17 protein-coding genes and 1 tRNA gene are annotated in these 22,742 nt (G+C 64.3%); 11 read left to right on the top strand and 7 right to left on the bottom strand.

Features of this window, described 5'->3' with window-relative positions:
* Positions 1 to 41 precede the first annotated feature (41 nt).
* Together MB901379_RS15620 and MB901379_RS24245 are read left to right on the top strand one after the other, a co-directional pair.
* Positions 42 to 1,211, top strand: a complete 1,170-nt coding sequence (locus MB901379_RS15620; protein ID WP_158019218.1) for a PPE family protein — start codon at positions 42 to 44, stop codon at positions 1,209 to 1,211.
* A 292-nt stretch (positions 1,212 to 1,503) separates the two neighbouring features.
* Complete coding sequence (locus tag MB901379_RS24245; protein ID WP_158017477.1) at positions 1,504 to 5,523, top strand: protein kinase domain-containing protein; 4,020 nt, start codon at positions 1,504 to 1,506, stop codon at positions 5,521 to 5,523.
* Positions 5,524 to 5,531: 8 nt separating this feature from the next.
* On the opposite strand, the gene MB901379_RS15610 is transcribed toward MB901379_RS24245, so the two are convergent.
* Complete coding sequence (locus tag MB901379_RS15610; RefSeq protein WP_232021877.1) at positions 5,532 to 6,254, bottom strand: GAP family protein; 723 nt, start codon at positions 6,252 to 6,254, stop codon at positions 5,532 to 5,534.
* Between the two features lie 522 nt (positions 6,255 to 6,776).
* On the opposite strand from MB901379_RS15610, the gene MB901379_RS25055 reads away from it, so the two are divergent.
* From MB901379_RS25055 to esxN, 6 genes are all read left to right on the top strand, one after another.
* A complete protein-coding gene (locus MB901379_RS25055; protein WP_269462757.1) occupies positions 6,777 to 6,911 on the top strand; it encodes a hypothetical protein in 135 nt (44 codons plus the stop codon).
* A gap of 61 nt (positions 6,912 to 6,972) precedes the next feature.
* Positions 6,973 to 8,508 (top strand): phospholipase C, encoded by a 1,536-nt coding sequence (locus MB901379_RS15605; RefSeq protein ID WP_158019217.1) that lies wholly within the window; start codon positions 6,973 to 6,975, stop codon positions 8,506 to 8,508.
* A 316-nt stretch (positions 8,509 to 8,824) separates the two neighbouring features.
* Complete coding sequence (locus MB901379_RS15600) at positions 8,825 to 10,351, top strand: alkaline phosphatase family protein (RefSeq protein ID WP_158019216.1); 1,527 nt, start codon at positions 8,825 to 8,827, stop codon at positions 10,349 to 10,351.
* A 225-nt stretch (positions 10,352 to 10,576) separates the two neighbouring features.
* Positions 10,577 to 10,903, top strand: coding sequence for a hypothetical protein (locus MB901379_RS15595; protein WP_158017475.1), 327 nt, complete (start codon positions 10,577 to 10,579; stop codon positions 10,901 to 10,903).
* A 209-nt stretch (positions 10,904 to 11,112) separates the two neighbouring features.
* Positions 11,113 to 11,409, top strand: coding sequence for a WXG100 family type VII secretion target (locus MB901379_RS15590; RefSeq protein ID WP_158017474.1), 297 nt, complete (start codon positions 11,113 to 11,115; stop codon positions 11,407 to 11,409).
* Between the two features lie 38 nt (positions 11,410 to 11,447).
* Positions 11,448 to 11,732 carry an effector gene (gene esxN, locus MB901379_RS15585; protein ID WP_158016881.1) on the top strand — a complete coding sequence of 95 codons (285 nt, stop codon included), beginning with the start codon at positions 11,448 to 11,450 and terminating at the stop codon, positions 11,730 to 11,732.
* Positions 11,733 to 11,961: 229 nt separating this feature from the next.
* On the opposite strand, the gene MB901379_RS15580 is transcribed toward esxN, so the two are convergent.
* Complete coding sequence (locus tag MB901379_RS15580; protein ID WP_158017473.1) at positions 11,962 to 13,959, bottom strand: TPM domain-containing protein; 1,998 nt, start codon at positions 13,957 to 13,959, stop codon at positions 11,962 to 11,964.
* 107 nt (positions 13,960 to 14,066) lie between these two features.
* On the opposite strand from MB901379_RS15580, the gene MB901379_RS15575 reads away from it, so the two are divergent.
* Both MB901379_RS15575 and dnaG read left to right on the top strand, forming a co-directional pair.
* The gene (locus tag MB901379_RS15575) at positions 14,067 to 15,341 is read left to right on the top strand and encodes a deoxyguanosinetriphosphate triphosphohydrolase (protein ID WP_158017472.1); all 1,275 of its coding nucleotides are present in this window, start codon (positions 14,067 to 14,069) and stop codon (positions 15,339 to 15,341) included.
* Positions 15,342 to 15,382: 41 nt separating this feature from the next.
* Complete coding sequence (gene dnaG / locus MB901379_RS15570; protein ID WP_158017471.1) at positions 15,383 to 17,353, top strand: DNA primase; 1,971 nt, start codon at positions 15,383 to 15,385, stop codon at positions 17,351 to 17,353.
* A 13-nt stretch (positions 17,354 to 17,366) separates the two neighbouring features.
* Here dnaG and MB901379_RS15565 read toward each other — a convergent pair whose 3' ends face one another.
* The gene (locus MB901379_RS15565; RefSeq protein WP_158019215.1) at positions 17,367 to 17,624 is read right to left on the bottom strand and encodes a hypothetical protein; all 258 of its coding nucleotides are present in this window, start codon (positions 17,622 to 17,624) and stop codon (positions 17,367 to 17,369) included.
* Between the two features lie 472 nt (positions 17,625 to 18,096).
* Between MB901379_RS15565 and MB901379_RS15560 the strand changes: the two genes are divergently transcribed.
* Positions 18,097 to 18,169, top strand: a tRNA-Asn gene (locus tag MB901379_RS15560).
* A gap of 78 nt (positions 18,170 to 18,247) precedes the next feature.
* On the opposite strand, the gene MB901379_RS15555 is transcribed toward MB901379_RS15560, so the two are convergent.
* The 4 genes from MB901379_RS15555 to MB901379_RS15540 all read right to left on the bottom strand — a co-directional run bounded on the left by MB901379_RS15555 (position 18,248) and on the right by MB901379_RS15540 (position 22,551).
* Positions 18,248 to 18,676, bottom strand: coding sequence for a thioredoxin family protein (locus MB901379_RS15555; protein ID WP_158017470.1), 429 nt, complete (start codon positions 18,674 to 18,676; stop codon positions 18,248 to 18,250).
* 40 nt (positions 18,677 to 18,716) lie between these two features.
* On the bottom strand, positions 18,717 to 19,403 hold the full coding sequence (gene cysE / locus MB901379_RS15550) for a serine O-acetyltransferase (RefSeq protein WP_158017469.1): 687 nt from the start codon (positions 19,401 to 19,403) through the stop codon (positions 18,717 to 18,719).
* Between the two features lie 2 nt (positions 19,404 to 19,405).
* Entirely contained in the window at positions 19,406 to 20,338 is a 933-nt protein-coding gene (gene cysK / locus MB901379_RS15545) for a cysteine synthase A (protein WP_158017468.1), read from the bottom strand.
* A 566-nt stretch (positions 20,339 to 20,904) separates the two neighbouring features.
* Positions 20,905 to 22,551, bottom strand: coding sequence for an NAD-dependent malic enzyme (locus MB901379_RS15540; protein WP_158017467.1), 1,647 nt, complete (start codon positions 22,549 to 22,551; stop codon positions 20,905 to 20,907).
* Positions 22,552 to 22,742: the final 191 nt, after the last annotated feature.

The following is a 22,742-nucleotide window of genomic DNA, read 5'->3' as shown; positions in this document are numbered from 1 at the left end:
CTGTTGGAGCCGTTGATGCGGCCGATTGGGTTGGGGTTGTGATGGTTTTGGACTTTGCTTGGTTGCCGCCGGAGATCAATTCGGCGCGGATCTTCTCTGGTGCTGGGTCGGGGCCGCTGTATGTGGCCGCGGCGGCGTGGGAGGGGTTGGCTGCGGATTTAGCGGCGTCGGCGTCGTCGTTTGATGCGGTGGTGTCCGGGTTGGCGTCTGGGCCGTGGTCGGGGCCGGCGTCGGTGTCGATGGCGGCTGCTGCGGCGCCGTATGTGGGGTGGTTGAGCGCGGCGGCGGGGCAGGCGTCGGCGGCTGCTAGTCAGGCTGTGGCGGCGGCGACGGCGTTTGAGGCGGCGTTGTCGGCGACGGTGCATCCGGCGGCGGTGGCGGCCAATCGGGTGTCGTTGGTGTCGTTGATTGCGACGAACTTTTTGGGGCAGAACACCCCGGCGATTGCGGCGACTGAGTTCGATTATGTGGAGATGTGGGCTCAGGATGTGGCCGCGATGGTGGGGTATGACTCCGGGGCGTCGTCGGTGGCTGCGGCGTTGACGCCGTTTAGTTTGCCGCCGGTGGATTTGGCGGGTTTGGCCAGTGGGGTTAATGCGCAGGTTGCTGGGGCGGCGACGGCGTTGACGGCTGCGGTGTCTCCGATGGCGCAGGGCGTGGTTGAGGGATTGCCGGGTGTGGTGACTGGGGTGCAGTCGGCGGCCGCGGCGGTACCGCTGGACGCGGTGATGTCGGTGGCGCAGGTCGGGATGTATCCGGCCAGCATGATGCTGGGTCCGTTGATGCAATTGGGCAATACAGCCAATGCGGGCACCGCGGGCCTGGCGGGTATGGAGACCGCGGGGTTGGCCGCCGCCGATATGCCGAAGTTGGCCGGTGACATCAATCCGATGAAGGGCCTGGGTGGTGCGGGTCTGGGTGCGGGGATGGCGGCGGATTTGGGTAAGGCTCGGTTGGTGGGGGCGATGTCGGTGCCGCCGACGTGGGAGGGGTCGATCCCGAAGGGGATGGCCACTTCGGCGATGTCGGGGTTTGGTGCCATGCCGCCTGAGATGGCCACGCCGACGGGTGGGGCTCCGATGGGGATGATGCCGATGCCGATGGGTGGTGCTGGGGCTGGTATGCCCGGCGGGATGATGGGTCGTGGGGGTGCAAATCCGCATGTGGTGCAGGCGCGGCCCAGTGTGGTGCCGCGGATCGGTGTCGGCTAGAGGGGCACGGTCGATGACGATCAATTGCCAGTTCGGTGGTGTGGACGCCCATGGGGCGTTGATTCGGGCCAGCACCGATTCGGCGGTGGGTTCTAGCTGGGCCTAGCTAGCCGGCTCTACCAAGCTGTCAAGGGCGCGGGTAACACAGGGGACGCAAGTGTTACCCGCGCTCTTGTGATTTCATCGCCCCAGCAACGGCGAATCGCTCAACTCGTCTGCAGCACAGCACCGCCTACCTCCGGCAGCTTTGGCTCTCAGCTTGAAAGGCTAGAGCGGGAGTAGTGTTCCCTTTATGCCGTTGGCGACCGGCGCCATTTTCGCGGGCTACCACATCATCCGGTTGCTGGGTTCGGGGGCAAGCGGTGAAGTTTACCTCGCTCAGCATCCCAGATTGCCACGGCGTGATGCGGTCAAGATCATTTCTCCGGAACTGATGGCCGACCTTGACTTTCGTGAGCGTTTCGCCCGAGAGGCCGAGGCCGCTGCCACGCTGTTTCACCCCAATATTGTGGCGGTGCATGATCGCGGCGAGTTCGATGGACGCCTGTGGATGGCGATGAGCTATGTCGAAGGCACCGATGCCGCACGGCTGGTGATGGAGCAGCATCCGGCCGGCATGGCTATAGACGATGCGTGCGAAATCGTCACCGCGGTGGCGGACGCACTCGACTACGCCAACCAGCGTGGCCTGCTGCATCGCGATGTTAAGCCTGCCAATATCCTGCTGACCAATCCCCAGGATGGCGGCCGGCGCATCATGCTGGCCGACTTCGGAATCGTGCGTCCACTTGGTGATTCCGGGGGACTCACCGTCACGAATTTCGCGGTGGGCACGATGGCCTACTCTGCGCCTGAGCAGTTGATGGGAGCACGCATTGACGGCCGAGCCGATCAATACGGATTGGCCGCCACCGCCTTCCACCTGCTCACTGGCGCGCCGCCGTTCGTGACCGCGAACCCGCTGGCGATCATCGAGAAGCATCTGAACAGCGGTCCGCCGCCGCTCAGCGATCGCCGCCCGGAGTTGGCGCACCTTGACCGGCTGTTCGCGAAGGCGCTGTCCAAGGACCCGGGGAACCGTTTCCGTCGGTGTCGTGAGTTTGCGATAGCCCTGCGTCAGCGGGGTTCGGTGGACTCCGTGGACTCGGCAGCCCGTCGCCGGACGACACCGCCGCGCCGCCCGGTCCGCGTGCCGGTGTTCGGAGCGGATGCTGCTCGGGACCCGTTCGAAGGAATCGTGGCCGAACTGGCAGACGCAGGATTCCTCGACGCCCGCGAAGTGGGACGCGGCGCCTACGGCGTGGTTTATCGGTGTGTGCAGCCCCAGAACGGCCGGCAGGTGGCAGTGAAAGTGCTCACCGCGGTCTTCGACAGGGACAACTACGAACGGTTCCGCCGCGAAGTGTTTGTCATGGGTCGCTTGTCAGGTCATCCGAACATCGCCGCGATCCTGCAGGTCGGAGCGCTCCCCGGCGGACGGCCGTACGTTGTCATGCCGTTCTACCCGGGCAATTCGCTAGAAACCTTGGTGCGCAACCGAGGTCCATGCGATTGGGCCTGGGCGATACGCGTCGGGGTCAAATTGGCAGGTGCCCTGGAAACGGCGCATCGTGCCGGGATACTTCATCGAGATGTCAAGCCGGCCAACATCCTGCTCACGGAGTTCGCCGAACCGCAACTAACCGACTTTGGTATCTCGCGCATCGTCGGCGGCTACGAAACCGGCAGCGGATACATCACCGGTTCGCTGGCCTTCACGGCGCCAGAAGTGCTTGCGGGCGCCGCGGTGAGCGCGGCGGCCGACATCTACAGTCTGGGCGCCACACTGTTCAATCTGGTCGCCGGCCGTCCCGCCTTCGAACGTCGGCTAGGGGAGGAGCGCGTGGCGCAGTTCTTGCGGATCACCACCCATGAACCGCCGATCCTGCTCGGCCCGGAGGTGCCCGCCGACCTGTCGGCGCTCGTCAAGCGGGTGATGGCCCGAAACCCGTTGGCGCGCCCGGCCACCGCGGCCGAGGTGGGGGAGCTGCTGCGAGGCGTGCAACATGAGCACGGGTTGGTGCCCGACGATATGGCCATTCCCGCGGAGACCGGCGGGCCGGCCACCATGGTCGGACCCGCAACTTTGCTTCCCGTCGGCGGACAGCCCAGCACGGGGGCCGTCGACATTGGCTGCCGATATCCGGCGAATCAATGGCCGCCCGATCGGCACCTGCACACGCCGCTGACATCATTTGTGGGGCGAAGCAGCGAGCTGGACGAACTTGCGGCGCTGCTGAGCAGCGATGTCCGGTTGGTCACCTTGACCGGGCCTGGTGGAGTCGGCAAGACCCGGCTGGCCATGCAATTGGCAAGCCAACTTGAACACACGGTCCCCGGGGGTGTCTGGCTTGTCGAACTCGGGAACCTGTTGGAGGCAGAGCACCTGATCGAGGTCATTGCCGACGCATTGCTACTTGGCGAGCCGACCGCGCAGGCTTCCAACCCGACCCGAGAGCTGGCGCGGCGGCTGCACGGCACCTTGGGAAATCGGCGCGCGCTGGTCGTGTTGGACAATTGCGAGCATTTGATCCCGGCCTGCAGTCCGCTGATCGACCAGTTGCTACGCGCCGTTGCGGGCCTACAACTGCTGGTGACCAGTCGGCAGGTGCTGGGTATCCCCGGCGAACGCGTCTACGTCGTGGCGCCGTTGTCGGTGCCCGATCCCGCCGAGGTTAAGGACGATCCGGCCATCTTGACCCGGTTGATGGACCACGACGCCGTCCGGTTGTTCATCGACCGGGCGAAGGCCGTGCTGCCGGACTTCTCCATGACAGACGAGGAACGATTGAACGTCGTCCGATTGTGCGCACAATTGGGCGGCATGCCGTTGATGATCGAGCTCGCCGCGGCCCGATTGCCAACCTTCGGTGTCACCACATTGCTGAAGATCATCACCGACCGATTCCAGCTGCTCTCCCCCGAGAGCGGCACCGTGGTGGCGTCAAGTCACCGCACCTTGCCGGCCCTGGTTGACTGGAGCTACCAGTTGCTGACCCCCGATGAGCGCGAAATATGGCTTGCCATTTCCCTTTTCGCCAGCGAATTCGATGCGGAGTCGGCGCTGGAACTATGCGCCGCGTCGGCGCGAAGCGCCCAGGACGTACATCTGATTCTGGCGTCTCTGGTCGACAAGTCGATGGTCGCGAGCAACCCATGCAATGGTAGCCATCGATATCGGCTACTGGTAACGCTGCGGGAATACGCGGCGGAGCTGCTGTCGGAGTCTGGTAGTCGCCGAGACCTTGTCAAACGGTACGTCGACCGCTATCAGCGCATCGCCGACGAGTTCGGCAGGAATTGGTTTGGTGCTCGTCAGGTCGAGTTGTTCAACGCGGTTCACGACGACCGCGAAAACCTTCGTGCCGCCTTGGTGTACTGCCAAGGCGATGATGAGCTGGCACCGGCATGCGCGCAGATAATCACTTCGCTGCACTATTACTGGCTGGCCAGTACGACGGTGACCGAGACCCGGCGATGGCTCGCCGAGGTTGCTGATTCGGACCTGCTCGCCCCAGCCATACGAGTTCGGGCACTGTGGAGTGCCGGCTTCGCCGCGGTGATCCAGAACGACCTCGAGACCGCCGGCCGCTATGCCAGCGCTGCCAGGGAGTTAGCGATCGAACTGGGAGATCAATCGAGCGAGGGCTACGCAAATTTGGTGCTGGGCATGGTCGCGGCGGGCCGCAGGGATGTGACCGTCGGACTCGCCGCCTACGATCGGGCGCTGGAGTGCCACCGAGCTCACGGTGACGCGCAGGGGATCGTCGCCACCATATCGGCCCTGATCACTGCTCTCCCATCATCCGACGACCCGAAACGCGGGACCCGGCTGTGGCAGGAAGCGGTCGCCCTATGCGAGCAGGCTGGAGATCGCTGGCAATTGGCCTATCTGATGTTCGCGCGAGGTTTGTTCCTCTACTTCGCCGGGGATTATGAGCGGGCCGCGGCCGCAGAATTGCAGTCACTGGAGCTCTCCAGGCCATTCGCCGACCGGATCGTTGCCGCGTTCGCGCTGGAGGTACTGGCGTGGACGGCCGCGCGAAGTGGCGATTACGAATTGGCGGCCAGAAGGTTGGGGGCCGCGGCTGGAAGCTGGTCCAGCGGAGATGTTTCGGTGGTCCGCTACGGCGGATTGACCTTCCACCGGCGCGCGGTGGACAGGTTGATTCATGAGCATCTCGGCGACGAGCGCGGCACCGAAATGCGTGCAGAAGGCAGCGTGCTAGGCGTCGACCCGTTGGTTGCCGAGGCTCTCGGGTACGGGGACTGAAGCCCGGCTCAGACGTGTCCTATTCCGCTGGTCATCAGGAAAACGCCGAGCAGGGCGATGATGACTGCGAAGAACTGTTGCCGTCGTGCCTTGACCCAGCCGTGCACCACCGACATGATCTGGCTGGTTCTTGTCGGCGCCGCTAGTTGGCTGGCCAGTGGGAGCTCGACGAAGGACAGCGCGATGACGGTGTAGATCCCCGCCGCGCTGATCTGGGTGCTTACCGTGGATCCCGAGGCGACGATCGCGGTGAGGGCCGCCAAGAACCTAAAATCGACCAACATCCCGACTCCGAGGAGGAATGCCACCCGCAACGGTCGGGCCTGCAACGCAAGCTCCGCACGTGCGGAGAGTCTGGAGATCGCCGTCGAGGTCTGCACCTGCCAATGTGACCCGGCGACGTCAGAGATTCCCAGGCGCGCCCGCTGATGCGGCGCGCGGCCAACCGCTATCGCGGCGATAAGCAAAGCCAGCACCCCCATCGCGATCTGCACGTGACCGGCGGTGGAGCTGGCCGTGGCGATTTCCCACCGATGCATTGCGCTGAGTGCGAACTCACGTAGCCCGAAAAGCACTCCCACGGCCAAGGCAACGCTGGTGGTAATGCCGCCGAGCCAGAACGCAACCAGTTGAGTCGCCGCATGAGGCCGCGATGAAATCAGCACGCCGACCCCGATGCGCACCGGGTCGGCCGTCGCCACAAGAGCCAACACCAGCACCGTGCCCCACATGGCAACGGACGCTACAACCACCCTTCGGATTGCGGAACCCTGATCAGACATTGTTTTTTCAATCACGGCGAGATTACTTGAGCTGCAAATCTTTTCTGGCGCCAGAATAAGACAGCCGGCATCTAATGCGATCGCACAAGAAATGGTATGTGGCGGTCTGACCTGGAACGATGTCACGGCCTGTGGAGCTGCTGGCCGTCGGAGAAATAGCTCTATGAGGGATCGATTAGGAATGTGGGATTAGATAAATTTTTCGTCGTGCGCCGTTAATCCCACGGGTTTGCGCGCCATCAGCCAATGGTCGTTGTCGAAGGCCGCGGTGGCGGCGCGCAGAGATCGGGTCAGACACCCACCCGAGGGGCTTCCAGGAGCCGCGAATTCGTTGACTTTCGTTGCCCGCCAGCCGATGAGGCGGCCGGGCGCCGATCGACACGGTCGTTCACGGGGTGGATTGCTGGCCTTCTCCGCCGGTGTTTACCCATGCGGTCGACCCAGCGTGGTGGGGCCGCGTAGGAGAACCCGTTGGACCACTGGATGGCGGTCCGATATCCGGCAGGCGGTCACGCGCCGACGTCGAAAACGGTGCTGGGGCATTTGCTACTCAGAGACGCCAACCGCGACACGCCGTTGCTGTATCCCGGCGCACAGCTGTCGTAACTATACCGTGACTTGGACTATTCGCAGGGAGGCAGATTCAGTGAGAAACCCGTTCCAGGGGATGTCACGTCGGGAGTTTCTCACCAAGCTCAGTGGTGCTGGCGCGGCGGCGTTGCTGATGGACTATGCCGCCCCGGTGATTGAGAAGGCCTACGGTGCCGGGCCATGCTCTGGGCATCTCTCCGATATCGAACACATCGTGTTGTTGATGCAGGAGAACCGGTCGTTCGATCACTACTTTGGCACCCTGTCCAGCGTCCAGGGTTTCAACGACCCGTCGCCAGCGTTTCAGCAAAAGGGCTGGAACCCGAGGACGCAATCGCTCGACCCGGCCGGGACTACCATTCCGTTCCGCCTGGACACGACGCGAGGCCCATTCCTGGACGGCGAATGCGTCAACGATCCGGAGCACCAGTGGACTGCGATGCACCAGTCGTGGAACGGCGGCGCCAACGACAACTGGTTGCCGGCGCAGGCCAATACTCGTACGGGACCCTATGTGCCCATGACGATGGGTCATTACACGCGCCAGGATATTCCGATCCATTACTTGCTGGCCGACACGTTCACGGTTTGCGACGGCTATTATTGTTCACTGCTGACCGGCACCTTGCCCAACAGGCTGTACTGGTTAAGCGCCTGGATCGACCCGGCCGGTACCAATGGCGGTCCCCAGCTCGTGGAACCCGGTTTCCTGCCGTTGCATCAATACAGCTGGCGAATCATGCCACAAAACCTCGAAGATGCCGGCGTCAGTTGGAAGGTGTATCAGAACAAGGATGCGGGGCGGTTCATAAATACGCCCATCAGCAACAACGGGCTGGTGCAGGCCTTCGCACAGTCCGCTGATCCGAGATCGAACCTGGCTCGTTACGGCATCGCGCCGAGCTACCCGGTGGACTTCGCGGCCGATGTCAAAGCCAATAGATTGCCGCGAGTCTCCTGGTTGGTGCCGAACTTCATCCAGTCCGAGCACCCCGCGTTGCCGGTGGCGCTCGGTGCGGTGGCCATGGTGACCGCGCTAAGGATCTTGCTGTCCAATCCCGCGGTGTGGGAAAAAACAGCCCTGATCATCAGTTACGACGAGAACGGCGGCTTCTTCGATCACGTGACCCCGCCGACTGCACCACCGGGGACGCCCGGCGAATGGGTAACGGTGCCAGATATCAACGCGGTTTCCGGGTCCGGGGGCATCCGCGGGCCGCTCGGTCTGGGCTTTCGCGTGCCCTGCATAGTCGTTTCCCCGTTCAGCCGCGGCGGATTGATGGTCCACGACACGTTCGACCACACCTCGCAGCTGAAGTTGATCCGGGCGCGATTTGGGGTGCCGGTGCCCAACCTGACCGCCTGGCGCGACGGTGTGGTTGGCGATATGACGTCGGCATTCAACTTCGCCACCCCGCCGAACCCGTCCAGACCGAACCTGAGCCACCCGCTGCTGGCCGCGGTGCCGAAACTGCCGCAATGCATTCCCAACGTGGTGTTGGGAACCACCGACGGCGCGCTGCCGGCCATTCCCTATCGGGTGCCCTATCCGCAGATGATGCCCTCGCAGGAAAGTACTCCGACTCGCGGAATTCCCAGCGGTCTCTGTTGATCGACTAGGAACTTGCTCGTGCGTATCTGCTGTAGACGTCGAAAGGAATTCCCGCTCAGGAATTGATCGCCGAAATCTCAGAGCAAACGCCCGTACGGGGTATGTTCGACCATCTGGTTGGGCAGGACTCGCGGTGGTACCGGCTGACGCTGGGTTTCGAGTTTCCGTGCGCTCAGCGGCGACCGCAGTCGTATACGGCGTAAATCCCCTATGCGACACGCCGGTTGACGTGTGGATGCTGTCCCCGTTGTGAATATACGGTGGGCCGGAATAAGTGAAGGAGTGCAATGTGGTGAGCCAGGATGCTTTCGCTGGGATGTCGCGTCGAGAATTCCTGGCAAAGGCGACTGGTGCTGGCGCGGCGGCATTTCTGACGGACTGGGCCGCGCCAGTGATTGAAAAGGCTTATGCGGCTGGCCCTTGCTCTGGGAATTTGACCGACATCGAGCACATCGTGTTGTGTCTGCAGGAGAACAGATCATTCGATCACTACTTCGGCACCCTCTCGGGTATCGACGGGTTCGATACCCCGACGCCGTTGTTTGCCCAGCGGGGGTGGAATCCACGAACCCAAGCGATCGACCCCGCCGGCACCACGTTGCCGTACCGCATTGATACGACCCGGGGGCCCAACGGTGTGGGCGAATGCGTCAACGATCCCGATCACCAGTGGATTGCGGCCCATTTGTCCTGGAACGGTGGGGCCAACGACGGTTGGCTTCCGGCTCAGGCCAGAACCCGATCGGCGGGCAATACTCCGGTGGTTATGGGCTACTACGCGCGTCCCGATATCCCCATCCACTACCTACTGGCCGACACCTTCACAATCTGCGACCGCTACCACTCGTCGCTGTTGGGCGGCACGATGCCGAACCGACTCTATTGGATCAGCGGCACTGTCAACCCTGAGGGAGACCAAGGCGGTCCGCAGATAGTGGAGCCGAGCATCCAGCCGAAATTGACATTCAGCTGGCGCATCATGCCGCAGAACCTCAGCGATGCCGGCGTCAGTTGGAAGGTCTACAACAGCAAGTTGCTCGGTGGTCTCAACGACACGACCCTAAGCCGCAACGGGTACGTCGGGAGTTTCAAGCAGGCGGCGGATCCGAGGTCGGATCTGGCTCGCTACGGCATTGCTCCGACCTACCCAGGGGACTTTGTCCTCGACATCATGAACAACAGGCTGCCCAATGTCTCTTGGGTTGTCCCGCTGACCATCAATTCTGAGCACCCTTCGTTTCCGATCGCGGTGGGTGCGGTCACCATCGTCAATCTGCTACGTGCGTTGCTTCGCAATCCAGCGGTGTGGGAGAAAACCGCGCTGATCATTGCCTACGACGAACACGGTGGCTTTTTCGACCACGTCACGCCGCCGACTGCGCCGGTAGGCACGCCCGGCGAATGGATTCCCAACACCGTTGACATCGACAAAGTGGACGGCTCAGGCGGCATACGCGGGCCGATCGGGCTGGGCTACCGCGTGCCCTGTTTCGTCATCTCGCCCTACAGCCGCGGTGGGCTGATGGTTCATGACCAGTTCGATCACACCTCACAGTTGCAACTCATCGGCAAGCGGTTCGGGGTTCCGGTTCCCAACCTGACCCCTTGGCGTGCCAGCGTGACCGGGGACATGACGTCGGCGTTCAATTTTGCCGTTCCGCCCAACCCGTCTCCGCCCAACCTGGACCACCCCGGCCGCCAGCTGCCCAAGGTGGCCAAGTGCCTGCCGAATGCGGTGTTGGGTTTCTTGAACCGGGGGCTTCCCTATCGGGTTCCGTACCCGCAGGTGATGCCGACGCAGGAAACAACGCCGGTGCGCGGTATCCCCAGCGGCATCTGTTAGCCGAGCTGACCGGTGCGGATCAACTGACCGGTTGGTGATTATTGGGGTAATGCCACAAACGCTGGATCGCATACACAGGACCGCGGCCTTTCTTGTGGGCATGCGAAAAAATCCTGGATTTGGGCGATATCGCTCCCGATATTGCCTTACGATTCGGAGTGCTCGGTGGTTTGCGTTAGCCGTCGAGTGTTGAGTTCTTGAGATCGGCACTTGGAAGGGGACAACGTGCTTTTGCCTCTTGGTCCGCCCCTACCGCCCGATGCCGTGGCGGCGAAGCGTGGCGAGTCGGGAATGCTCTGCGGGTTGTCGGTTCCGCTCAGCTGGGGTACGGCTGTTCCGCCGGATGACTATGACCACTGGGCGCCGGAGCCTGAAGAGGGCGCCGACGCCGTGGCGGTCGACGCGGCGGATGCGGATGCGGCCGCGGCAGCCACAGACGAATGGGACGAGTGGGCCGAATGGCGAGAGTGGGAGGCAGCCAATGCCGAACCTCGCTTCGAAGTGCCGCGTAGCAGCAGCAGCGTCATACCGAATTCCCCGGCGGCCGGCTAAGAGAGAGGGGGCAGACTGTCGTTCTTTCACGATTGATTGGCGGCTTCGGTATCCGGCGGCCGGTGATCCCAGCAATCAATCTGTCCGAGTAGTCCCAACAACCAATCTGTCCGAGTACACCTAACAACCAATCTGTCCGAGTACATCCAACAACCAATCTGTCCGAGAAGTCCCAAGTAGTAGGTCCAGGTAGCAAGGAGACAAGGAACATGGCCACACGCTTTATGACGGACCCGCACGCTATGCGGGCAATGGCGGGACGCTTTGAGGCCCACGCCCAGACGGTGGAAGACGAGGCTCGTCGGATGTGGGCGTCCTCGCAGAACATCGCCGGTGCGGGCTGGAGCGGCCTGGCCTCGGCGACCTCGCTGGACACTATGGGCCAGATGAACCAGGCCTTCCGCAACATTGTCAACATGCTGCACGGTGTGCGCGACGGGCTCGTCCGCGACGCCAACCACTACGAGACTCAAGAGCAGTCTTCGCAGCAGGTCCTGAGCAGCTAGTACCAACCAGACAGCTTCGATCCAGGAGGACAAAACCAATGACCATTAACTACCAGTTCGGTGATGTCGACGCCCACGGCGCTCTCATCCGCGCCCAGGCCGCCTCGCTCGAGGCCGAGCACCAGGCCATCGTTCGCGATGTGCTGGCTGCCGGTGACTTTTGGGGTGGCGCCGGTTCGGTGGCTTGCCAGGAGTTCATTACCCAGTTGGGCCGTAACTTCCAGGTGATCTACGAGCAGGCTAACGCCCACGGCCAGAAGGTTCAGGCCGCCGGCAACAACATGGCGCAGACCGACAGCGCGGTCGGCTCCAGCTGGGCCTGATAGGTCTCAGAGGGTTACGGTTCGCGGCGGCGCACCGCTAGCGGTGCGCCGCCGGGCCGATGACCAGGTACGTCCGCGTACGGGTACCAAGTGCCCGTACGCGGACGTACGCTTTTGGACGTACGCAGTCGTGGGTGCACCCCATTTATTGGGCACTGATGGACGGCTTGGCCTTCCGCTCGACGCTGTCCGCTCGATCTTGGATGGCTGCTTCGTTCGTGGGCGGGGGCTAGAACCGCCCACCGCCTCCCAGGAATCCGCCATCGGATGAGCCGCCGGATGAGCCGGAGGAACCGCCGAACGATGTTGGGCTCCAGCCGCCGAAACCTCCTCGCATGCCGCCGCTGAGCAGATCGCCGATGATGATCCCGCCGAGGATCGCGCCGGTGTTGTTGCCCCCTTGTCGGGTGTACGCGCGCTGGGCGGCTTGCACGTCGGCGTTGGCCAGTGCCTGGGCGTCGGCGGCCAGCGTCGACGCCGCATTGGCATAGGCAATCGCGTGGGACAGGTCCGCCGGTTTTTTGTCCTGGGCGGCATCAAGTTGACGTTTGGCCTCCGCGAGCCTGGTCCTGGCTTCAGGGCCGATGCTGCCGCGTCGGGTATCGATGTATTCCGAGACCGCCCGCACCCTGGACTCCGCGGTAAAGAGCGCCTGCTCGAACGAACGGTTGAGGCGCTCGGCATTCGCGCGTTCCTGAGCCATGGCGGCCAGCAGCCGATCAAGATCCGTGTCGGCCTTGGTGAGCTGAGCAAATGCGCTGAGCGGATCGGCGGCGCCGGCGCCGCCTGCGCTGCGGGCATTGTCCAACGCTCTGGCGGCGGCGTCGCGCGCCGCGATCAGTTCTGCTGTGTAGGCGGATTTGTTCCTCGGTGCTTTCTGTAGTTGTTCGTTGGCGCACTTGATGTCCGCCTGAATGTCAGCCACTACCGAGGGCAGCGCGGCGACCGCGTGTCTGATGTCGCTGGCGGCGCTGTCCACCGCATCGAGCAGGGAGCGGGCTTGCCCGAGCGCGGACTCGGCTGCGCGAACCGCATCCACCAATCGCGCCTGCTGGCCGCTGATGGCCTTGGTGGCCAAATCACGCGCCGTGCTGATGTTGGCGTCGGCGAACACCAGCCGCTCCTGGGCCGTGGTGACGTTGGCGGAGATGGAGCTCAGGGCAGCGGCTCCGAATTCGTTGTGCAGCTCGACCAATCGTTGTTCGGTCGGGGCAATGCGGGTGGTGAGTTCGACATACTTCTGGGTCAGCAAGTCGAGCCGAGCCGGCGCGTTGATTACCAAATCACGTAGCTTCTCAAAGGATTCGGTCTGCGACTCGAGTTCGCGGTCGGCGTTGGCCGCCGATACGATCACCCGGGTAAGCAACTCACGCCGTTGCGCCGGCGTCTCCGGTCTGCTGTCGTCAAGTTGCTGACGCACCGTGAACGCTTGGGACAGAGCGGCTTTGGCGTTGTTCAGCGCTCGGCTGAAAGGCGCCGTTCGTTCATCACCGAACTCATCAATGGCCAGCGCGAGTTCATTGGAGCTGGTACGTAATGCGTTGTCGACGTCTACCACCATCGCGCGGGACAACTCGTCCAACACGTCCAGCGGCACGGCGGCCAACGCGCGCGGATCTGTGGGGTCGACCCGTCGTGCCGCAGCCAATGCGTCTGTGCGTCGTCGGCGGGCGCGGAACCGCATTACCAGCCACAGGGTCAGGGCGGCGGCGACGATGACGCCGAGGACAACCAGCAGCGACACGCCACCGGCCGGGCTGGGTGACTTGTTGAGTCCGTTGGCTGCGGCAACGGCGGCGCCGGCCCAGTCGTTCTTACGCAACGCGGGCTCGATCTGATTGCGGCGGATGCTTTCGACCTGACTGGCGCTGACCTCTTTCACCGTCGACGGCACCAGGAAGGCATAGGAACGGGCGACGGTGGCCACCGCCAACAGTGCGTCGTAGTTGCCCAAGTCGCTGGTGCGTACCGTGCTCTGCGCCCAGTTCACCGCGCTTTGGTCGGAGAACTCGTCGACATAGACCACCCACAGCCGGATGTGTTGATCGGAGTAGAGCTGGTCGACGGCCAGTTTCACATCGGCGCGACCGGCAGCGGTCAATGCATCGGCGTTGTCGGTGATGTAACTCGGCAGCCGGAACGGTGGTTGCGCGCTGGACGGCGGCGCCAGTAGCAGGCCGAGGGTGAAGATCGTCAAGACCGCGCCGAGCAGGCGAGCGATGCGCATAACCTAATTTAGCCTGGCGGCGCCCGCCGGCGAGGTGCCAGCGGCGCCAAGGCTAGTGCGGGGAGAACGCGTCGAGGCCGACGACCTGCCTGGCAGACTGTGGATCGGTGAGCACGACGCAAGAGCCTTATGACGACTTCGACCGTCAGCGGCGGGTATTGGAAGCGCCCAAGACCGCCGGTCTGCCGGGGACCGAAGCTCAGCACCGCACCGACTTTGCCCGGGACCGGGCTCGGGTGCTGCACAGTGCCGCGCTGCGCAGGCTCGCCGACAAGACCCAGGTCGTGGGGCCGAGGGAAGGCGACACTCCGCGCACCCGACTGACCCACTCGCTGGAAGTGGCCCAGATTGGGCGGGGAATGGCGATCGGACTGGGCTGTGACCTGGATCTGGTCGAGTTGGCTGGTCTGGCCCACGACATCGGGCACCCGCCCTACGGGCACAACGGCGAACGGGCGCTCGACGACGTCGCCGCCGGCTACGGTGGCTTCGAAGGCAACGCGCAGAATTTCCGCATCCTGACCAGCCTTGAGCCCAAGGTTCTCGACGACGACGGTGCCAGCGTGGGGCTGAACCTGACGCGGGCGGCGCTGGACGCGGTGACCAAATACCCATGGGCGCGCGATGACAAGCGACGCAAGTTCGGTTTCTACGACGAAGACCGGGAACCGGCCGCTTGGGTCCGCGAGCGTGCACCCGCGGACCGGCCGTGCTTGGAAGCCCAGGTGATGGATTGGGCTGACGACGTCGCGTACTCGGTGCACGACGTTGAGGACGGCGTCGTCTCCGAACGCATCGACCTGCGTGTGCTCGCCGATAATGACGATGCGGCGGCGCTCGCCGCGCTGGGGGAGAGCGAATTCGCCCGGGTGACTGCCGACGATCTGATGCAAGCCGCCCGCCGCTTATCCGGCTTGCCGGTGGTGGCCGCGGTCGGCAAATACGATGCGACGCTATCGGCGGCGGTGGCATTGAAGCGGCTGACCAGCGAGCTGGTGGGACGGTTCGCGTCGGCCGCGATCGCGACCACCCGCGCCGCGGCCGGCCCGGGTCCGTTGGTGCGCTACCAGGCCGATCTGCAAGTGCCCGATCTGGTGCGAGCCGAGGTCGCCTTGCTCAAGATCTTGGCGTTGCAGTTCATCATGTCCGACCCACGTCATCTGCAAGCGCAGGCGACTCAGCGCGAACGCATCCATCGCGTGGCGCAGTGGCTGTGCTCGGGGGCACCCGGGACACTCGACCCGCTCTATGCCGCTGCGTTCACTGCCGCCGGCGATGATGGTGCCCGGATGCGGGTCATCGTCGATCAGATCGCCTCGTATACCGAGGGCCGGCTGGAACGAATCGATACCGGTCAGCTTGGTGGGAGCCGCGGCCAGTGACTGGCCCCATCGGGCGACGATCAACGCTCTACACTGAGCCGATGTCCGGTCCCGCGGGTGCCAGAGATGTGGGCCGTTCCGCTTCGGGAGGCCGATCCAGAATCTCCGATCGCGATATCGCCGCCATTCGCGAAGGTGCCCGCATCGACGATGTCGTCGGCGACTACGTCCAGCTACGACGGGCGGGTGCTGACTCGTTGAAGGGGCTGTGCCCGTTTCATGACGAAAAGTCACCGTCGTTTCATGTGCGTCCCAACCACGGTCACTTCCACTGCTTCGGCTGCGGAGAAGGCGGCGACGTGTACGCGTTCATCCAGAAGATCGAGCACGTCAGCTTCGTCGAGGCGGTGGAACTGCTTGCCGATCGGATCGGCTACACGATCAGCTACACCGGTGCGGCCACCAGCGTGCAGCGCGACCGGGGCAGCCGCAGCAGGCTGATCGCGGCGAACGCGGCCGCAGCGGCGTTTTACGCCGAAGCGCTGGAGTCCGACGACGCCGCACCGGCGCGGCGTTACCTCACCGAGCGCAGCTTCGACGCCGAGGCCGCCCGCCGTTTCGGCTGCGGTTTCGCGCCGTCGGGCTGGGACTCGCTGACAAAACACTTGCAGCGCAAAGGGTTTGAGTTCAAAGAACTGGAGGCTGCGGGCCTGTCCCGACTGGGTCGGCACGGTCCGATGGACCGGTTTCACCGGCGGCTGCTTTGGCCGATCCGCTCGTCGGCCGGCGAGGTGATTGGATTCGGGGCTCGTCGACTCTTCGACGACGACCCGATGGAAGCCAAGTACGTCAATACGCCCGAGACGCTGCTGTACAAGAAGTCGGCGGTGATGTTCGGCATCGACTTGGCCAAACGCGACATCGCCAGGGGTCATCAAGCCGTGGTGGTCGAGGGCTACACCGACGTGATGGCGATGCATCTGGCCGGAGTGACCACCGCCGTCGCGTCCTGCGGGACGGCGTTCGGTGACGAGCACCTGGCGATGCTGCGCCGGCTGATGATGGACGACAGCTTTTTTCGAGGCGAGCTGATTTACGTTTTCGACGGCGACGCGGCGGGCCGGGCCGCTGCGCTCAAGGCCTTCGACGGGGAGCAGAATTTGGCCGGCCAGTCCTTTGTTGCGGTTGCTCCGGACGGCATGGACCCCTGCGATCTGCGGCTGGCCTCTGGCGACGCTGCGCTGCGTGACCTGGTCGCACGGCGAACCCCGTTGTTCGAGTTCGCGATTCGCAGTGCACTTGCTGAGCTGGACTTGGACACCGCCGAAGGCCGGGTGTCGGCGTTACGGCGCTGCGTACCCACGGTGGGCCGGATCAAAGACGCCACGTTGCGTGACGAGTACGCCCGGCAGTTGGCCGGCTGGGTCGGTTGGGACGATGTGGCTCAGGTGATCGACCGGGTGCGCGGCGAAGCCAGCACCGCCGGCAGGCCCGGCCGCGGTGGTCCCAGAACCAAGACGCCCCGTCGTGCCGCCCACGAGCCCGCTGCGGCGATTTCCGGCGAAGCCTCGGCAACCCGTCCCGACCCACGCGACCCGACCCTGTGGCCGCAACGTGAGGCACTCAAATCGGCACTGCAGTACCCGGCTTTGGCCGGACCTGTCTTCGACGGCTTGACCGTTGAGAGTTTCACCCACCCCGGTTACGCGGCCGTGCGTGCGGCCATCGAAGCGGCGGGCGGCACGTCGACCGGTGCCAGCGGGGCGCAGTGGCTGGACCTGGTGGGCCGGCAGACCACATCACCATTGACCGCCGGTCTGATCAGCGAGTTGGGCGTGGAGGCGGTTCAAGTCGACGACGAGAAGTTGCCGCGCTATATCGCCGGCGTGTTGGCCCGCCTGCAGGAGGTGTGGATGGGCCGGCAAATCGCGGAGGTGAAGTCCAAGCTGCAACGCATGTCGCCGATCGAACACGGCGAGGAGTATCACGCATTGTTCGGCGACCTGGTCGCCATGGAAGCCTATCGGCGTAGCCTGCTAGAACAGGCCAGCGGCGACGATCTCACGGCGTAACGGTTCGTAACGGTCAGCGCGCCGCTCGTGGCTGCGGCTCGATCGGACGTTCCACCACCGTGGTCTCGGCGTCGATCTCGGCCAGCGTCACAAAGCCGGAATCGGGCGAGACTCGATCGGCGATCTTGCGGCGTCCCGCTTCGATCACCGACTTGGCGGCCGGGTTAGCGGTAACCGCCCGATAGGTGCCGGCGATCTGCTCGTAGCGGCGGCGCCCGGCTTTTGCGCCCAATACGTAACCCAGTCCCAACACGGCGACATACCCGATCAATGCGGTCCCTCCGACTAACGGTGCGGTTGGCTCCATCCTGCCTCACTGGCCCGGTGGCGCGCGCGCCCGATCCCCCAAGACAGGCGGTGAGGTGGGGCAGCCTGCACATCCCAGCAAGATGAGCAGGCGCGGCCGAGGGGGATCCGTTTTGTGCTCCCGTCGCTATGCGGCTTGGTGGGTCGTGTCCTCAACTACAGTGCGAACTCGGTTGGGCTGAGTTCGCCGTGCGCGCAGTGGGCGCTGTTGGCGTGGGCAGCCGCGAGCGCGTGGAAGCTCCCGGCGTTGACCAGCTCGGCGCGGAGCGGCCGGTGAACGACCCGACCCAGGCGTGCACCGGGCAAACCGAAGTCGTATCACAACTGGATCATGACGGCGGGCTCACCTCAGGGCGGTTGCTGCCTCTAGTTGGGTGCCGGCGTCTCGGTACGCTAGAGTCGTCCCGCGGTCTGCGAGCGGTCGCACGGACGAGTAGTCCCCTGTAGCTCAACTGGCAGAGCATTCGGCTGTTAACCGAAGGGTTGGAGGTTCGAGTCCTCCCGGGGGAGCCGAGATTCGTGGTGTCTCAATGTCTCGCTGTCAAGGTTGGCGCTGGATGGGTGCTCTCGTGGCACACGCCGCTCAAGTCAAGCGAGTAGCGGAACCAGAGCTGTCCGCAGGTCGGCCGCCTTCGGCACACCCGCCGTGCGGTATCGCTGGCGCCCGTCGGCATCGAAAATGAACGTGGTGGGCAACGACAGCACCGAAAGCCCTTTGGCGGCAGCCGGATTCGCATCCAGGTCGATCTCCACGTGTGCTACTTCGGGCAGTTCGGCGCACACCCGGTCGACCACTTGGCGCACCGCTGCACACGGTCCGCACCACTCGGCGCTGAAGTGCACGACGGTGGGCCCGGTGGTGGACAAACCCAGATCCCCGACATTGGTGCTGTCGCGCTGTCCCGCGGAGCCGACGTGCCGCAACACACCCGAGCGCCGATTGAGCGCGAGGCCGATGCCACACGCCGCCGCGATGGCCGCGACGATCGTGCTGGTCGCGATCGCAACAGTACTCAACGGGGCTTCCTCTGCTGGACTGGGATGGACCTGGCTGGGCTTAGATGGAAAAGTCTTCGCCGTGCCAAACCCCGGCCTCGGGCGGCCGGATCACCCGTTCGGTCGGTGTGCGCTCATCAACCTGTGCCTCGAGTCTGGCGACCCTGGTGAGCAGCGATTGCAGGCTGACGCCCACCAGATCGGGCAGCAACGAGTCATCCTCGCGAGACGGACGCTGGCGGCTGATGACCTGTCCTGGCACCCCGACGACCACAGAGCTGGACGGAACCTCCTTGACCACCACCGAGTTGGCGCCGATTCGGCTGTCGTCGCCGATTTTGATCGGACCGAGGACTTTGGCGCCGGCGCCGATGATCACCCGGTCACCAACGGTGGGATGGCGTTTGCCGATATCGGTGCCGGTGCCACCCAGCGTCACGCCGTGATAGAGCATGACGTCGTCGCCCACCTCAGCGGTTTCTCCGATCACCACACCGGTCGCATGGTCGATGAACAGGCCAGCACCGAGGACCGCACCGGGATGGATATCGACGCCGGTCACGATGCGAGTGAGCTCCGACAGCGTTCGAGCCGCAAGCCGCGCGTTGTGCAGCCACAGCCAGTGGCTGATGCGGTGGCCCCAGATGGCATGCACGCCCGGATAGCTGAAGATGACCTCCAGCGCCGTCGGCCGGGCCGGATCCCGTTGCTTGGCCGCCTGTATGTCGCGCCGTATCGCCGCCAGCATGGCTAGTCGCTCAAATCCGCGAACAACACCGTGCTCAGATATCGCTCACCGAAGTCGGGGAGCACGACGACGATGAGCTTGCCGGCGTTCTCCGGCCGATGGGCCAGCTGGCATGCGGCCCACATCGCCGCGCCCGACGAGATACCGACCAGCAGCCCCTCTTCCCGCGCCAGCCGCCGGGCAACTTCGAGCGCGTCCTCGTTGCCGACGGTGATCACCTCGTCCACCAAAGCGAGGTCCAGTACCGGCGGGACGAATCCCGCACCGATGCCCTGGATCGGGTGGGGACCCTTCTGGCCGCCGGACAGCACCGGCGAGGCAGCGGGTTCCACGGCCACGAACTGAGCCGATGGCCTGCGTTCCTTGATGACCTGGGCGACGCCGGTGATGGTGCCGCCGGTGCCGATACCGGAGACAAAGATGTCGACCTTGCCGTCGGTGTCCTGCCACACCTCTTCGGCGGTCGTGACCGCGTGCACCGCCGGATTCGCCGGGTTCTCGAACTGCTGCGGGATGAAAAAGCGCTCGTCGGACTTGGCCAATTCCTCGGCCTTGGCGATCGCGCCCGCCATGCCCTCGGCGCCGGGGGTAAGGACCAGCTCCGCGCCGTAAGCCCGTAGCAACATCCGGCGCTCGATACTCATGGTGTCCGGCATGGTCAGCACGCACTTGTAGCCGCGGGCCGCGGACACCATGGCCAACGCAATGCCAGTGTTACCGCTGGTTGGCTCGAGGATTACGGTGTCCGGCTTGATCAGGCCCGCTTTCTCGGCCGCGTCGATCATCGCTACCCCGATACGGTCCTTCACGCTGCCCGCTGGATTGAAGGATTCCAGCTTGGCGACCACATCGGCCGCCGCGCCGTCGGTGATCCGCCGCAACCGCACCAGCGGCGTGCCGCCAATCAGTTGCGTGATGTTATCGGCAATGGTCATTGGTGATCTCCAACGCTGTCGTCACGGGCCTCGACGGCCTCCCGGTTGATGCAGAAATCGACTGTCGCGTGCGCAGTCGGCGCTGACAGCGCCTCCCATGCCGGCATCGGTCGGGGCGCCACCCGTTTCGGCGCCCGATTGCGTGTGGTTGAGGCAGTCATAAGGCGGTTGGGCTTCCCTAGGACTTTTCGTCATGTACGTCATGGTCCGCGTAGTCCGCGAAACGACCGAGCGCAACGATTACTTGCCGGTCAGAAGGCATCAGGAATCAACAGCAACAACAACAGTCCACGCCGACGCAGCGCGTAAGGACAATGCGCAGGTGTACGGCCTGTTGCATGGCTCCACTATAGGGCATTTGGCGCGTTGCGCTTTGCTGGGCTCAGTTCCGGACGTCACGGTTGCCCGTCCGGCCCGGTCGAGTACGCCGGGCGTGGCATGGCGCGGGGCGCGTCGGGGCCGCTGTTCCCGACGTCTCGCCACGGCGTGCAATCAAGCACGCGAACAAGTCTCAGATACGGTGTTGGACCCGCCGGCGCTCCATCGGCGCTGAATTGAATTGCCATTCAGTCGTATACCGGCAGCCACATGGTGTCACGGACCGCTTGTTCAATGTTGTCATGGTTCTTGGTGGCCACCCCATCTGCGGCGGCGGCGTGATAGACCGCCTCGGCGACCGCGGTCGAGATGCCGCGCAAGTCGTGGACATCCGGGAGCAGCGAATCCCCCGGATTCGTCGGGTTGGCTTGGTGTACCAGGGCTTTCGCTGCAGCACGCAGCATGCCCTGGGTGAGTAGGCGGGCGCCGGCCACCGTGACACCCAGCCCGATACCGGGGAATACCAACACATTGTTGGCCTGGCCGATGGTGTAGGTGGTCTGGTTGTATTCGACGGGCGCGACCGGGCTGCCGGTAGCCACCAACGCTGTGCCGCCCGACCAGGTGAGCACGTCGACCGGCATCGCTTCCATGCGTGAGGTGGGGTTGGACAGCGGAAAGATCATTGGTCGGTCACAGGACGCCGTCATCGCCTTGACGACCTCCTCGGTGAACGCGCCCGAGACCGCCGAGCAGCCCAGCAGCATCGTCGGTGACGCCAATTTGATCGCATCGACCAGCCCTATCCGATCATCGGTGTCCAGGCCCAGCCGGCGGCGGTTCTTCGCGTAGGGCACCTGAAAGTCGCGCAGGTCGTCCATGTCGTCGCAGAGCAGGCCCTGCCGGTCGATCGGCCAGATCTGCGAGGTGGCTTGTTCGACGGTGGCGCCGTCGGCCACCATGGCGTCCCGGATCTGGTCGGCGACTCCGATCCCGGCGGTCCCGGCCCCAAAGACGATCGTTTTCTGGTCGCGCATCGGAACGCCGGTGACGCGTGATCCGCCGAACGCGGCTGCCACCACCACCGCGCCGGTTCCCTGGACGTCATCGTTGAATACGCAGTAGTCCGCCCCGTATGTGTTCAGGATGTGGCGCGCATTGATCGGCCCGAAGTCCTCGAAGTGCAGCATCGCGTGTGGAAACAGCCGGTGGGCGGTCTCGATGTAGCGCCTGACAAACTCGTCGTATTCGGTGCCGTGGCGTCGGCCGTGGCGATTCCCCAGATAGAACGGGTCCTGCAGCAGCTGCTCGTTGTCGGTGCCGACATCCAGCGACACCGCTAGACTCCGGCGCGGATCGATGCCGCCGCCGGCGGTATAAAGGGCCAACTTGCCCACCGCGATCTGGATGCCACCCACACCCCAATCACCGATACCGAGGATGGCTTCGGCATCGGTGCAAACGATCAGATCGACGTCGTCGGGGCCCAAGCCGAATGTTTGGAATCCCGCGGCGATCTCGTCGGGCTCATCGATGCTCAGAAACAACCCGCGCTGGCCGCGGTACTCGTCGGAGAAGCGCTGGATAGCCTCACCAACCGTCGGCGTATATACCACCGGCATAAGTTCGGTCAGGTGGTCGGTCAGCACCTTGAAGTAGAGCAGCTCGTGGCGATAGTGCAGCTGTTCCAGCAGCAGATTGCGGCCCAGATCGGTGGCGAGGCTTTGCAATTGATGCCATACGCGCTCGGCCTGTTGGTCGAGTGTGAGTACCGCGGCGGGAAGCCGACCGGTCAACCCCAGCAATTGTCGTTGCTCGTGGGTGAACCCGACTCCGCGGTTGAGGCTGGGCGTGGACAGTGCGGCCGGGAACCGGGGTGTGCGGGCGTCGCTCATCACAACCTCCGTCGGGATTTAGCAAGCGCTGGGGCAGCACCGGCACAGCGCTGGGACAGCACTCGGGAGCCATGTCACGGTAACGCCCTCGTGGTGCGGCTCGGAAGCTTTCGGTGTTCGCAGCGCACCGGCGATGGCTTCGGTGGCACCGGCTCCGGCGTTCTCCAATGCGAGATGAGATCGAATGGGGT

The sequence above is a fragment of the Mycobacterium basiliense genome, from assembly GCF_900292015.1.
GTDB lineage: Bacteria > Actinomycetota > Actinomycetes > Mycobacteriales > Mycobacteriaceae > Mycobacterium > Mycobacterium basiliense.
This window is presented reverse-complemented; position numbering and strand designations above follow the sequence as displayed.

Coding starts and splice junctions, on each gene's coding strand:
- cysK (WP_158017468.1), bottom strand. CDS start 20,338: ATGACCATTGCCGATAACATCACGCAACTGATTGGCGGCACGCCGCTG.
- MB901379_RS15610 (WP_232021877.1), bottom strand. CDS start 6,254: ATGTGGGGCACGGTGCTGGTGTTGGCTCTTGTGGCGACGGCCGACCCG.
- MB901379_RS15580 (WP_158017473.1), bottom strand. CDS start 13,959: ATGCGCATCGCTCGCCTGCTCGGCGCGGTCTTGACGATCTTCACCCTC.
- MB901379_RS15590 (WP_158017474.1), top strand. CDS start 11,113: ATGGCCACACGCTTTATGACGGACCCGCACGCTATGCGGGCAATGGCG.
- MB901379_RS15540 (WP_158017467.1), bottom strand. CDS start 22,551: ATGAGCGACGCCCGCACACCCCGGTTCCCGGCCGCACTGTCCACGCCC.
- cysE (WP_158017469.1), bottom strand. CDS start 19,403: ATGCTGGCGGCGATACGGCGCGACATACAGGCGGCCAAGCAACGGGAT.
- MB901379_RS15605 (WP_158019217.1), top strand. CDS start 6,973: ATGTCACGTCGGGAGTTTCTCACCAAGCTCAGTGGTGCTGGCGCGGCG.
- MB901379_RS15620 (WP_158019218.1), top strand. CDS start 42: ATGGTTTTGGACTTTGCTTGGTTGCCGCCGGAGATCAATTCGGCGCGG.
- esxN (WP_158016881.1), top strand. CDS start 11,448: ATGACCATTAACTACCAGTTCGGTGATGTCGACGCCCACGGCGCTCTC.
- dnaG (WP_158017471.1), top strand. CDS start 15,383: ATGTCCGGTCCCGCGGGTGCCAGAGATGTGGGCCGTTCCGCTTCGGGA.
- MB901379_RS24245 (WP_158017477.1), top strand. CDS start 1,504: ATGCCGTTGGCGACCGGCGCCATTTTCGCGGGCTACCACATCATCCGG.
- MB901379_RS15600 (WP_158019216.1), top strand. CDS start 8,825: ATGTCGCGTCGAGAATTCCTGGCAAAGGCGACTGGTGCTGGCGCGGCG.